Genomic DNA, 13,330 nt, shown 5'->3' with positions numbered 1-13,330 from the left:
TCGGGATCAGGCAGCATTGCGCCTTGCTAAAGTAAATCGTTGTGTTTACTTATGGTGATGGGCAGTGTTTTGTAAACATGTCTTTTTACTTTTTGAGGCTGAAATCTTGAAGCGCACTGAAAAAAAACGAAAAGATATCATCGACGCAGCCATCGATGAATTCAAAGAACAGGGGTTTCTGGGGGCCAAGACCACCTCCATTGCCAAAAAAGCGAACGTATCGAGTCGCACGCTCTACAATCACTTCGAGAGCAAGGAGGCCCTTTTCGAGGCGATCTCACAGATCATGCTGGAGCAGAACCGGAGCATGGAGCCAGTGCCCTATGATCCGGATCGAGACTTCGTTGAGCAACTGAAGAACGCCTTGTGGCGCTACATTGGGGTGATCACCGATGAGACCGCCATCGGATTGAACCGGATGGTCATCTCAGAATTGATCCGTGACCTTGAACGTTCCCGGCAATTCTTCACTGAAACAGCAACACATGATTACCCAATAACGAGGCTGATCAGCGAAGCCATGGATGCAGGCGTGATCCGAAAGGCTGATCCGGTTCTTGCGACCAACCAGCTTCTGGCGCTTGTAAAAAACTTCTTCTTCTGGCCAGAGTTCTTCCTTGGCGAGAACCCGACGCCCAAAGATGTATTGGACGATTGCGTCGCGATGTTTCTGGCACACTACAAAGCAGACGTTTGATCGGTCATCACCGAAACAGATCTTGGATGGCGGGTTCTTGCACCCACCGTGTGAATGACGGCATAGTAATGAACCGAGTAGCTCGCTGGTCATAATGTTTGATGCGAGATCTGGTTGTACCTCAGGTAAAGAGCAAGGCATCTGAAAAGCACCCCCAGTTTGAACGCTTAGCGTTTAGTTTCAAAAGGGTTACACTCCCTTTTTGCGATGCGTGTCGCGCCAAGATCATCGTCCTAAGGCCTACCGGAACTTTCAACTGCGACAAATGCGAGACCCTTTAGGATCAAACACTTGATCGATGAACATTTGACTGGATTTCGATCAAACGACTGATAACTTGCCTCGCAGCGGTTTTTGGTTGCAACAGCGTTGCACAGAAAATCTATTGGAGCGCGCTATTGGTAATTCCGTTTCATGTCCGGGAAATGCTTCAACGCATAAAAGCACGATTTGATGCTGACCAGATACCTCAGCAGATGGCGCCAAGCGATGCAGAGTTTTCAACCTTACGCCCATCTCGCAAGCCGACCAAGGAGATGGTCGCACGATTCTGGGAGAAGTTGAAACCAACGGCCAGCGACAAGGATCAGGCACAAATTGCAGATTCGGCGGCTATCGAAAATGCCGAAACCTATGGCGCCAATATCGAGAATTTCATCGGGACGGTTAAGCTTCCAGTCGGGGTTATTGGCCCCTTACGCCTGAACGGAATGAACGCCAACGGCGACTTTCATGTCCCCCTCGCAACAACCGAGGCAGCGCTGGTCGCATCTTATGCCCGGGGCGCCTACGCCGCCACTCGGTCGGGCGGTATCAGTACCGCTGTTTTATACGAAGGCGTGCTGCGGACCCCGGCCTTTGTGTTCGATAGCCTGCTAAGAGCGGGGCAATTTGTGGATTGGGTGGTGACCAATGTTGACATGCTCAAATCTGCGGCCGAAGCGACGACCCGTCATGGCAAGCTTGTATCGCTGGAGCCATTCATTGACACCAACGTCGTTTTCCTGATTTGCCGCTATACCACTGGTGATGCTGCAGGTCAGAACATGGTGACAATCGCCACCGACGCCCTTTGCCACGCAATCGCGGATAGCTGTCCTGTTGCGATTGAGAACTGGTATGTCGAAGGTAATTTCTCGGGCGACAAAAAGGCCTCGGCGCTGGGGTTGGTGACGGGGCGCGGGCGGAAAGTCAGCGCCTCGGTTACGCTTCCGGCTGAGATTGTCGAAAAGACACTGGGAACGACGGTCGAGGCGATGCTGGACTATGGCCGTGTCGCCAATCTGGGCGCACATTTGTCTGGCCAGTTTGGCGCACAGGCGCATTATGCCAACGGGCTGGCTGCGTTCTATATCGCAACCGGACAGGACGCGGCCTGCGTTGCCGAAAGTGCAATGGGCGTCACGCGTATGGAACCTAGGGGCGGCGATCTATTCTGCTCGGTTACGCTTCCGAATATCCTTGTCGGCTCGGTTGGCGGCGGAACCGGTTTGCCAAGCCAGGCAGCAGCACTGAACATACTCGGTCTACGGGGCAGCGGGTGTGGCACGGCTTTGGCCGAAGTTGCTGCGGCCACGTGCTTATGCGGCGAAATCTCCATTGTCGCCGCGATTGCTGCCGGTCATTTCACCCGCGCCCATGAAAGTCTGGCCCGCCACAGATGAGCTTTCAGAACCGATTTTGGATTTACCAATCCGAGCGCTTTCCGCTTAAGAAAACCGTCCCCCTGTTGCTGGTGTTTTCCTCGGCCAGCATTTGTGTGTCTGCCCGTCTGGCAGACCGCCCCTTGCCCGAGTGGCCTGCCTTTGCCGCCGGTTTTGTGCTGGCCATGGCGCTGTTCTTCCAGATGCGGGTCTGTGACGAGTTCAAGGACGCCGAGGATGACCGACGTTACCGACCCAACAGGCCAATCCCACGCGGATTGGTCTCACCAGGCGAAGTTTTGAGCTTGGGCTTATTGACCATTCCAATTGCACTTGCGGCTGCCTGGTTCTGGCACCCGTCGGTTTTGTGGCTGTTGGGCGCGGTTTGGATCTGGCTCGCTGCGATGACAATTGAATTCGGTGTCCCGGCCTGGCTGAAGGCCCGGCCGGTTCTGTACCTGCTCAGCCATATGGCAATCATGCCCTTGATCGATCTATTGCTGACTGGCCTCGAATGGCTGCCGGCAGGCGGCGCGGCACCCTCAATATGGCTGTTCCTGGCGTTGTCCTTTGTGAATGGCTGCGTCCTTGAGATCGGGCGGAAATTGTGGGCGCCCGAAAACGAGATCGAAGGGGTCGACACCTATTCCTCCCTATGGGGTCCGCGTACGGCGGGACGTATCTGGATCGGCTGCGTTCTGTTATCCTACGCGCTTCTCGCCGGCACAGGAAGCGCCACCGGGGTTGGCTGGCCAAGCGCCCTGATCGGCACACTGGCGCTGGTTCCCTGCGGGGTTGCTGTATTCCACTACAGTCAGACACCCACTGAGAAAGCACAAAACAGGATGGACGCTGTTTCCGGTCTGTGGGTATTTTTCAGCTATGCCACGGCTGGTTTCCTACCCTACCTGATCGGAGCCGTAGCATGACTTTCATCGTCGACCAAATGGATGCCAACGACATCTCTGTGGTTGGAGGCAAAGCGGCAGCCCTGTCGCATCTGTCACAGCACGGGTTTTCCCCGCCCGCATTCTTTGTCATCACAAATGACGCGTTTCGTATGGGGCAATCGGGCCCGATCGCGCAAAAAGGCCTGCGACCGGCGGTGTCCACCGCGCTTGAAACACTCGGGTCCGGGCCTTACGCGGTACGCAGTTCTGGCCAGTCCGAAGATGGCGTGGACCACAGCCATGCAGGACAGTTCGCAACGGTCCTGAATGTTCCCGGCAAGAGTGTGATCGCGGCGGCCAAGCAGGTTTGGCAATCCGGTTTCTCATCAACGATCGAAACCTACCGCGCGGTCAAATCCGGTGGCGAGGCCGAGGCCCCCGCAATCATCGTGCAACGCATGATCGATGCCAAAGCGGCCGGGGTAGCCTTTTCCGCCGATCCGGTCAGTGGCCGGCGCGATGTGGTCGTGATCTCAGCGATTGACGGGCTTGCAGAGCAGCTTGTGTCGGGGAAAGCGGACGGAGAAGACTGGGTCATCGATGCAGATGGCGTACCGGAAAGCGCTCCTGACGCCCCTGCACATTTGACCGTCACGGAGGCGCGATCCATCGCGGCCCTCGCCCGAAAGGCCGAGGCGTTATTTGGTTCTCCTCAGGACATCGAATGGGCCATTGATGCGCAAGGGCTGCATATTCTGCAGGCCCGCCCGATCACCACGGCCCTGCGCCCTGCCCCGCTCGAAGATCAGACGCTTACCATTTTCGACAATTCCAATATCGTCGAAAGCTATCCGGGCATCGTCAGCCCGCTGACTTATTCCTTTGCCCTGCACGTGTATTCTCAGGTATATCGCGCTTTCGTTAGGCTGCTGGGCGTGTCCCGGCACACGGTCGCGCTGAACCCCACTGTGTTTGACAATTTACTGGGGCGGGTGGACGGGCGCGCCTATTACAATCTGATCAACTGGTATCGCGCGCTGGCACTGTTGCCCGGGTTTTCACTGAACCGCAACTATATGGAAACGATGATGGGCGTTTCTGAACCGATGCCGCGTGAGGTCACGGATGCTCTTGCCCCACCCCCCACCACCGGCTGGCACAAGATCGTGGAGTACGCGAAACTGGCCAAGGTTGCGGGCGGCCTGATCTGGCAGGCCATCCGCCTACCGCAGACCCGGCGTGATTTTTACCGCAGGCTGAACGACATATTACAGACGGGGCTGAACGTGGATGCCTCTAACGCGACCCAACTGGCTGCGGAATACCGGCGCATTGAAAGCACTCTGCTGGATCGGTGGGATGCCCCGCTGATCAACGATTTCCTGTGCATGATTGCCTTTGGCGGCTCGCGCAACCTGCTGCAAAAGTGGCTGGGCGAGGCCGGGTTGACCCTGCACAACGACCTCATGATCGGGCAAGGTGATATCGTTTCGGCGGAACCCGCGCAACGCATCGCCCGGATGGGAGAGTTGGTTCGGCAGGCAGGGCTTGCCGCTCCTTTGAAGGCCAATGCAAATCTGTCGGTTTTGTCAGGACACCGACAAATCGAAGCCGAGGTTGATGCGTATCTTGAGAAGTTCGGCGACCGGTGTACGGAAGAGCTCAAGCTAGAAAGCGTTCCGTTACGCGATGACCCGACCAGTCTGTTGCTGGCCATTGCAGCCAGCGCTGAACGTCCACCTTCCGGGCGTCAGGACGGCGATGAACCGGACTGGAAGGCTCTGTTTCCGTCAAACCCACTCAAACGGTACTTCGCCAAATGGATTTTGGGCTGGACCAAGGCGCGGGTGCGCGACCGAGAAAACCTGCGCTTTGAACGCACGCGCATATTTGGTTATGCGCGGCGCGTGTTTCTGGGCATCGGCCGCGAATTCGCTGCGCGTGACCTGCTTTCATCGCCAAAGGATGTATTCTTCCTGACAACACATGAAGTTCTCGGAGCAGTCGAAGGTTATAGCCTGACATCTGATCTGAAAGGCATCGTTGCGCGGCGCAAACTGGAAGACGAAGCCTCGTCCCGACGCCCCGACCCGCCGGAACGCATCGAAATCCGTGGCCCCGCCATCGCGCCGGTCTGGTCCGAGAGCGTAGACGCCGAGGTGGACCCTGCACGGATGAAGCAGGGCACGGGCTGTTCCGCAGGTCAGATCAAGGCGCGCGCGCGCGTGATCCGCGACCCGCGCACCGAGGCCTTGAACCCCGGAGATATACTTGTGGCGCGCCACACCGATCCGGGCTGGATCGCCGTATTCTCGAACGCATCCGCCATCGTCGTCGAACGGGGATCTCTGTTGTCACATTCTGCGATTGTCGCACGCGAACTGGGTATCCCCTGCGTGGTTGGCCTGAAAGGCGCCACAAACTGGATCGAAGATGGCGAGATGATCCGGGTCGACGGGGCAAGCGGTGCGGTGGAACGCTGCGATGGGTAGCAGTGAGATTGAGAAAAAGGCGGATTTCGACCATATCCGCTATGCCCAACTGTGGGAAGACGCGGATGTTCTCACCTCCGCCCTGGGCGATTGTGCGGGCAAGACATTGGTCTCCATCTGCTCTGCCGGGGATAATGCGCTGGCAATGCTGACACTCGATCCCGCGCGCGTTGTAGTTCTGGATCTTTCACCGGCCCAGATCGCCTGCCTTAAGCTCAGGATCGCGGCCTATAAGGTGCTGACCCATCCCGAATTCATTGAACTCACCGGCTCGCGGCGAAGTACCCGACGGGGCGCATTGCTGAACCAGGTTTTGGAAGCCACAGATGCCGAAACGCGCGCTTTCTGGCGGACTCTGATCACGGAAGTCGAAAAACACGGCATCGGTGGCGTCGGCAAGTTCGAGCGCTATTTTCGCATCTTTCGAACTTGGCTACTGCCTCTTGTGCATTCACGCCGAACCATCGACGCAGTGTTTGTTCCCCGCTCGCCCGCAGAGCGACTGACATTCTTCGACACGCGGTTCAACACGGTGCGATGGCGTCTTTTGCTGAACATCTTCTTCTCTCGCCTCGTCATGGGCCGCATGGGCCGGGACAGTGCGTTTTTCGACCATGTAGAGGGTAGTCCGGCCCAACATGTCGCCCGCCGCATCCGTCATGCGGGAGTCACCACCGATCCCTCGCAAAATCCCTATCTGCACTGGATTCTCAAAGGCGATCATAGCGACGCGCTGCCGATGGCGTGGCGTTCCGAGCATTATGAGACAATCCGATCCCGGTTGGATCGTCTCGACATCCGCCTTGGATCGCTTGAGGCTTTTGTGTCGACCGACGAAAAAGCCAGAGGATTCAACCTGTCCGACATCTTCGAGTACATGTCGCCCGAGACCTTCCATCAGGTTTACGGGTCGATCCTGACCGCTGCAGAGCCAAATGCCCGACTAGTCTATTGGAACATGATGGCACCCCGGAGGGTTCCGCCGGAATTCAGAAACAAGGTTGAAACCCTGACCGACATCGAAACACAGCAGAAGGCCCGCGACATGGCATTCTTCTATTCGGATTTCGTCGTCGAAGAGTTTCAACCGTGACTGTTATTGGGCAGATTCTGCTGGCGGCGGGGTCGGTGCTGGCTCTGGTCGGCGTAATGATGATTATACGCAATCTGGCTAATACAGCGGGCCTGAAACCCGAAGTGCAGCGCAAGCTTATGCATGTCAGCACCGGCCTCTTTGCGTTGTTGCTGCCCTGGTTGTTTCCCGATCGCTGGCCGGTTTACATGCTGATTGCGGCCACAATCCTGGTGATGCTGGTGCTGCGCCTGCCTCGTTTTTCGTCGGGTCTGGGTGCAACTTTGCATGGTGTGGATCGTACGTCCTACGGCGACTTTCTGCTCGCCCTGTCAGTTGGGCTTTGCTTTCTGCTAGCCGGGGAAAACACGCTGTTCTACATACTGCCAATCGCCGTTCTGACACTCGCGGATGCAGCCGCTGCGCTTGCCGGGACCACGTATGGAACCAAACGCTACGTGGTAGAAGATGGCGACAAGAGCTTAGAAGGATCAGTGGTGTTTTTTGTCGTAACACTATTGGTTGCGATCATCTGCTTTTTGTTCTTATCGAAACTCCCGCCATCTAACATCATGATGTTGTGCCTTATGGTTGCGGCTTTTGGTACATTAGTCGAGGCACAAAGCTGGCGCGGGTTTGACAACCTGTTCCTGCCGCTTGGCTTATTGATTTTCCTAAACGGCCACTATTTCAGCTCTTTGGCAGAGCTCGCGCTGTTGGCCGCCATGTTCTTTGCCGCCCTTGCCAGCTTCGGCGTAGTGGGAACCAAACTGGGCCTGACCAAACATGCGACCCGTGTCTATGTTGTCGCGGTTTTTTTGCTGCTGGCCGCCGCAAAGCTGCAGAACACAGTACTGCCGATCATGGTTCTTGCCGCACATGGCTGGGCGCGTACCGCTTCTCCTAGTGACAGTAAGTACCCCGATCTGGATATCATAGCCGCCTTGGGGCTTTTGGGATTTGGTTGGCTTGCGGTGGGAAATGCAACGGGATGGGATGCAGTTTCCTTTTTTGGGCTCAGTGCGATGGGGCTGGCTATGGGCCTCGCTGCTGTGGCGCTGCGTCCCATTCCTGTTGTTATACCACTTGCTGCGGCTGTCCTTTATTTCATTCGAACTTGGGCTGTTTCCCAGAATTCTGAACAGTCGAACTGGGCTGAACCGCTGACTGTACTGGCCCTGTTCTCATTAGCTTGTTCAGCCGCAGCGCCGTTGCTCCGACCACATTGGTTCGAAAAAGATAGGGTGCTCAGGCTGACGCTGTTGGCCCTCGCGCCGCCGTTGCTTTACTACGTTTGGATCGTTGCTGGATCGCTAAGTGCTGGGTTCTTTGCCAGAGTTTTTTCATGACCAATGAGATCATCAGAACGGCGGATGCAAAGCTGACCGTTTATCTGAACGGTCCGATCTGGGAGGGCGCGCGCGCCGCGACCTTCGGCGATTTTTCCTGCAAAACGCCCGAAGCCGGTGCCGAAATCCTGTGCAAAGGGATCGAGAGGGTGAAAGACGCCGGCCTCAACCGCATTATTGGGCCAATGTCGGGCGACACCTGGCACAGTTACCGGTTCGTCTCGGATAGCGACGGGTCCGCTCCGTTCCTGATGGAGCCTACCAACAAACTTCATGAGCCCAGGGTTTTCCAGTCGGCGGGATTTACAGAGATCAGCCGGTATTTTTCGGCCCGGGTGTCGTTGCGGAACGCCGCTGGATCAGCACCGCCAGTAACCGATGGTTTTGTCGTGGAAGAATGGGATGGAACAGACCCCGAGGCCCTGTTTCGTCAGGTCTTCAAACTTTCAACCCGTGCGTTCTCAAACAACGCGTTCTACAAGCCGATTGCCGAGGCAGATTTTCTGGCCATGTATATGCCAGTTGTGCCGATGATGAAGCGCGATCTGATCCTTTTTGCGCGCCGCCATGACGGGACATTGGCCGGGTTTCTGTTTGGCATTCCCAATTATGCCGAAGGCCCCAATCCGGCATCCGCAATCCTCAAGACCTATGCAAGTCTCGAACCGGGCGCCGGACGGCATCTGGCTAACCGGTTTCACAAGGCGGCGCTCAGGATGGGGTACGAAACCGCCATTCATGCGCTGATCCATGATGACAACACCTCCGCCGAGCGCAGTGCAGCGGAAGGCGCGACAATATTCCGGCGCTATACTTTGCTTGGACGGAAGCTGAATGGCTGACCTGCTGTCCCAATTCGCCGCGGCGGTTAAACGGGTTCCTGACCGGACAGCCATAGTGGACGGCAAGGGCCGCGAGATCACCTTTCAAACCCTGCACACGCGCGTTCAGCACTTGGCAGGTCGGTGGCAGGACAAGGGTATCCAGTCAGGTGATCGCGTGTTGTTGGCCATGCCTGTCAACGCGGACCTATATGCGAGTCTGGCTGCGCTTTGGACCCTTGGCGCAACCGTTGTCTTACCAGAGCCAGCCTTGGGGCTGGCCGGTCTGCGCCACGCCGCCCGAACAACGAAGCCAAAAGCGTTCTGTGCAGCGGGTGCGTATTCTTTGCTGAAATTTCTGGTTCCGGATCTCTGGGCCCTGCCCCTGCTGACGCCTGGTAAAAGCCGCAGCAACCCGGTGGCGCAAAAGGTACAACCGGACGATATCGCCCTTATTTCCTTTACTTCTGGTACTACTGGCCAGCCCAAGGCCATTCCGCGCTCGCACGCGTTTCTGATGGCGCAGCACGATGCCATCGCACCCCTCCTCGACAGCCGCAAGGCCGAGCGCGATCTGGTGGCCTTTCCGGTGTTCACCCTGATCAATCTGGCGGCCGGGCGCACAAGTGTTTTACCGAACTGGAGGTTTAGCAAGCTGGACCGATTGTCGTCCGTGCAGTTGGAAAGTTGGCTTCAAACGCAACAGATCACCCGGGCCCTCATCCCACCATCGCTATGTGAAAAACTGATTCAATCCGACGATACCGGTCCGTTGCACACGGTGTTCACCGGCGGCGGTCCGGTGTTTCCGAATCTTGTCGAGGCGTTGAGAACCCGGCACAGTCTGTCGGTTGTGTGCGTCTATGGGTCGACCGAGGCTGAACCGATTGCCCATCTCGACGCCGCGGATATCACTGTGAAGGATCACCACGACATGGCTGTTGGAAGGGGTCTTCTTGTGGGATACCCAGTGCCCGAAATCACGCTCCGCATCCGCGACAATGAAATTCAGGTCGCCGGCGCACATGTGAATGACGGGTATTTGGACCCGACCCACTCGAAGAACAATAAAATCGAAGAAGGTGGTGTCATATGGCACCGGACCGGTGACGCTGGCGCGCTGGATGATGACGGGCGTTTATGGTTATGGGGGCGCGTCGAGTCCGAAATTGAAGTCTTTTCAGGTACGCTCTTCCCCTTTGCTATCGAAGTCGCGGCACAGCGATGGCCAGGTGTAGATCGATGCGCGCTCGTCAATACCAAAGCAGGCCCCACACTTTGCGTCCAAGGTTCCGCGGATCACATCGACGATTGGAGTGAATCTGCGCTTGGTTTTGGCGTTCCAAATGTGATTTCGATTAAGAACATCCCTATGGACAAGCGTCATGCCTCCAAAGTCGATCGTACGAAACTTACACGCATAATAGAAACCTGACGCAATATGGCTCGTAGGCCACGGAGCCTGCACGCCACTACCCAAATTGCGATACAAATTGGGGGAAAGGCCAAGCATAACCTCAGTACGATATGAAGTCCTTCACTTGATCAAAACAATTCTCCGCTCAAGGCAGGGGTCAGCGAACGACGGTATCTCAAAAGGAAAAACTGTTAGTACTTAACATGTTCGTAGGGTCAAACTATGTCCCGAACTAAATCTGGATTTCATCCTTCACTTCCGAAAGCAATTTCAAGTATCAGCACTAGACTGTTACAGCCTGCAGCAACTCACCGCGTGTCACGTCTTCCCTGGTGCCGTTGCTTATGACTTCTCCTCGTCGCAACGCGATAAATCTGTCGGCAAGTTCATAGGCAAAGTCAAAGTATTGCTCCACCAGAATGATTGCCATTCCGCTCGTGGTTCTGAGGTGTCGGATGACTTCGCCTATCTGTTGGATGATGTTGGGCTGAATACCTTCGGTCGGCTCGTCCAACAGAAGCAGGCCTGGTCGTGTTATCAATGCCCGTGCAATCGCCAGCTGTTGCTGCTGACCGCCAGAAAGGTCACCTCCGCGACGGTTTTGCATCTGTTTGAGGACCGGGAACATATCAAATATATCACCTGGAATGAAATGTTCGCTGGCAGGCAGACAGGCATACCCCGTTTCAAGATTTTCGCGAACTGTGAGCAAAGGAAATATCTCACGACCTTGTGGGACATAGGCCACACCTTTCCACGCCATTTGATGAGCAGGCAGGACGCCCAGAATTTCCCCGTCCAGTTCCAGACTGCCGCCCGATCGCGGATGCGTACCTGATATTGCTTTCATAAGGCTGGTTTTCCCGACACCATTGGTCCCCATGACGCAAGTCACTTCACCTTGTCTGGCTTCCATGGAAATCCCGTTGAGGATTTGCGAATGCCCATAATGCAAAGTCAGTTCTGTTAGCTTCAGCATTGTTTAGCGCCCTAGATATACGTCGATGACGTCCTGGTTAGATGTCACGTGATCAAGACTGCCTTCAGCCAAGGCGGACCCTTCGTGTAGAACCGTGACTTTGCAATTCAGGCGTCGTACAAATTCCATATCGTGTTCCACCACGACAACGGCACGGGTTCTGGCGGCTTGTACTAGCAAGTCGGTGGTGTGTTCGCGCTCCTGCGGTGTCATGCCAGCGGCAGGCTCGTCCACCAGCAAAAGTCGTGGCTCCTGAGCCAGCAGCATGCCAATTTCCAGCCACTGCTTTTGACCGTGGCTCAGTTCACCAGCTTTGCGGCTTAAACTCTGATTCAGACCGATTTCGACAGCCAGATCTTCAACTTTTTGCAAATCGTCAGTGGAGGTTCGATAGAAAAGCACGTGAAGCCAGCCACGTTTGTTCTGAAGCGCCATCAACAGGTTTTCCTGCACGGTCTGGTCTTCGAAAACCGTGGGTTTCTGAAACTTCCTTCCGATCCCAGCCTGCGCGATCTTTGCCTCGGACAGCCCCAACAAAGATACCGATTTCTCCCCCCAGATGACACGTCCTTCATCGGGCCGGGTTTTACCTGTAATGATGTCCATGAACGTGGTCTTGCCTGCCCCGTTTGGGCCGATCACGGCGCGAAGCTCGGCCTCGCCGATCTGAAACGACAAGTTGTTGATAGCACGGAAACCATCGAAAGTGACCGAAACGCCGCTAACCTCAAGCAAAGTGCTCATTCGATGGCCTCCTTCTCGCGCAGAGCGCCGTCATCCGGTCCCAGATTTGCCCCATGCCTGTCCGGGTGGCGGCTGTCGGTCCACAAGTCGAACAATCCTCCGATACCCTGCGGGGCGAACAGCGTAACCAACACAAAAGTTATGCCCAATAGCACCTGCCACCAGTCGACCCATTTGATCGTGTAAAATCCAAGCGGAATATCCGGGGCCTGTCCGCCCGTGAACCACGTGCTCAGAAGACTGACAAAAGCTGCACCAATTACCGCGCCATACAATCGGCCTCGTCCACCGATGGCGACCCAGACGGCCAAATAGATCGAGGCGATAGGGGCCATTTCCTCGGGATTGATGATGCCTGCTTGCGGGTAATAAAGCGCGCCGGCAATGGCTGCGATACAAGCAGTCAGGGTGAAGACGGCCAGCTTGAATACCTCGACTGAATAGCCAAGGAAGCGCACCCGTGCCTCGTTATCGCGAATGCCGCGGATGACCGAGCCGAACTTGCCTGACACGATCCAGGCTGCCAGCATATAGCCCAGACCCAAGGCCAGCGCCGAGGCCCAGAGGAACCAGATCGACACCACGTCCTGCGAGGCGGTGACACCTGGCAGGTTCTGCAGGCCGGACAAGCCGTTGTTCCCACGCAACCCGCTGTCGTTCTGAAACAGATACAGGGCCAGTGCCAACGTCATCGCCTGTGTCAGGATCGATAGGTATACACCGGTGACACGGCTCCGGAAAGCCAACCATCCGAAGACCAGCGCCAACAGACCCGGGACCAGCACAACCAGGATCAGTTGCAGGGTCAGGCTGTGGGAGAACGCCCAGATCAACGGAAACTCCGACGATCCGACAACGCCAAAGACTTGTGTTCCAATCGCGTCCACCACTTCGGACGACGTCGGTGGAATTTCGGCCTGTGCCAGCGAGTCGACCACGATCAGGCGGGTGCGTTCGTACATCAGCCACATGCCGATCATGTAGCCCCCCAGCCCGAAGAAGGCGAAGTGACCCAGTGACAGGATGCCGGTGAAGCCCCAGACCAGATCCATCGCCACTGCGATCAGGCAAAGGCACAGGGTTTTGCCCAGCGTTTTGACGAAACTGGTCGAGATTACACCGATCCCGAATCCCTCGGACAGGATGGTTACGCTCAGGGTGAACAGGGACAGGATGGCAAGAAAGACCAGCACGGATGGGTTCTTGGCGATAAAGCTGCGTTCCAT

Annotated in this window: 11 protein-coding genes; 8 read left to right on the top strand and 3 right to left on the bottom strand. The window is 56.3% G+C overall.

All coding sequences use genetic code 11. The features are described 5' to 3' along the window. Positions 1–106: 106 nt before the first annotated feature. From ACR0KC_RS18140 to ACR0KC_RS18105, 8 genes are all read left to right on the top strand, one after another. On the top strand, positions 107–697 hold the full coding sequence (locus ACR0KC_RS18140) for a TetR/AcrR family transcriptional regulator (RefSeq protein WP_480707341.1): 591 nt from the start codon (positions 107–109) through the stop codon (positions 695–697). Positions 698–1,122: 425 nt separating this feature from the next. After that, on the top strand, positions 1,123–2,361 hold the full coding sequence (locus ACR0KC_RS18135; protein ID WP_480772097.1) for a hydroxymethylglutaryl-CoA reductase: 1,239 nt from the start codon (positions 1,123–1,125) through the stop codon (positions 2,359–2,361). After that, entirely contained in the window at positions 2,358–3,269 is a 912-nt protein-coding gene (locus ACR0KC_RS18130) for a UbiA family prenyltransferase (RefSeq protein WP_480707338.1), read from the top strand. The genes ACR0KC_RS18135 and ACR0KC_RS18130 overlap by 4 nt, the downstream gene beginning before the upstream one ends. Then, positions 3,266–5,722 (top strand): PEP/pyruvate-binding domain-containing protein, encoded by a 2,457-nt coding sequence (locus ACR0KC_RS18125; protein WP_480772096.1) that lies wholly within the window; start codon positions 3,266–3,268, stop codon positions 5,720–5,722. The genes ACR0KC_RS18130 and ACR0KC_RS18125 overlap by 4 nt, the downstream gene beginning before the upstream one ends. Continuing rightward, on the top strand, positions 5,715–6,815 hold the full coding sequence (locus ACR0KC_RS18120) for a BtaA family protein (RefSeq protein WP_480772095.1): 1,101 nt from the start codon (positions 5,715–5,717) through the stop codon (positions 6,813–6,815). The genes ACR0KC_RS18125 and ACR0KC_RS18120 overlap by 8 nt, the downstream gene beginning before the upstream one ends. Then, a complete protein-coding gene (locus tag ACR0KC_RS18115; RefSeq protein WP_480772094.1) occupies positions 6,812–8,143 on the top strand; it encodes a hypothetical protein in 1,332 nt (443 codons plus the stop codon). The genes ACR0KC_RS18120 and ACR0KC_RS18115 overlap by 4 nt, the downstream gene beginning before the upstream one ends. Continuing rightward, positions 8,140–8,985: a hypothetical protein gene (locus tag ACR0KC_RS18110; protein WP_480772093.1), complete on the top strand. Its 846-nt coding sequence runs from the start codon at positions 8,140–8,142 to the stop codon at positions 8,983–8,985. The genes ACR0KC_RS18115 and ACR0KC_RS18110 overlap by 4 nt, the downstream gene beginning before the upstream one ends. Beyond that, positions 8,978–10,399 (top strand): AMP-binding protein, encoded by a 1,422-nt coding sequence (locus ACR0KC_RS18105; RefSeq protein WP_480772092.1) that lies wholly within the window; start codon positions 8,978–8,980, stop codon positions 10,397–10,399. The genes ACR0KC_RS18110 and ACR0KC_RS18105 overlap by 8 nt, the downstream gene beginning before the upstream one ends. A gap of 265 nt (positions 10,400–10,664) precedes the next feature. Here the strand turns inward: ACR0KC_RS18105 and urtE are convergent, their stop codons facing one another. The 3 genes from urtE to urtC are packed head-to-tail and all read right to left on the bottom strand — an operon-like array spanning position 10,665 to position 13,330. Beyond that, positions 10,665–11,360 carry an urea ABC transporter ATP-binding subunit UrtE gene (urtE, locus tag ACR0KC_RS18100; RefSeq protein WP_480707328.1) on the bottom strand — a complete coding sequence of 232 codons (696 nt, stop codon included), beginning with the start codon at positions 11,358–11,360 and terminating at the stop codon, positions 10,665–10,667. Positions 11,361–11,363: 3 nt separating this feature from the next. Continuing rightward, positions 11,364–12,104: an urea ABC transporter ATP-binding protein UrtD gene (urtD, locus tag ACR0KC_RS18095; RefSeq protein WP_170424910.1), complete on the bottom strand. Its 741-nt coding sequence runs from the start codon at positions 12,102–12,104 to the stop codon at positions 11,364–11,366. Beyond that, positions 12,101–13,330, bottom strand: coding sequence for an urea ABC transporter permease subunit UrtC (urtC, locus tag ACR0KC_RS18090; protein WP_170424908.1), 1,230 nt, complete (start codon positions 13,328–13,330; stop codon positions 12,101–12,103). The genes urtD and urtC overlap by 4 nt, the downstream gene beginning before the upstream one ends.

This window comes from Ruegeria sp. CF3, from assembly GCF_056537365.1.
Note: the sequence above shows the minus strand (reverse complement) of the source record. Positions and strands in the feature narration are given on the sequence as shown.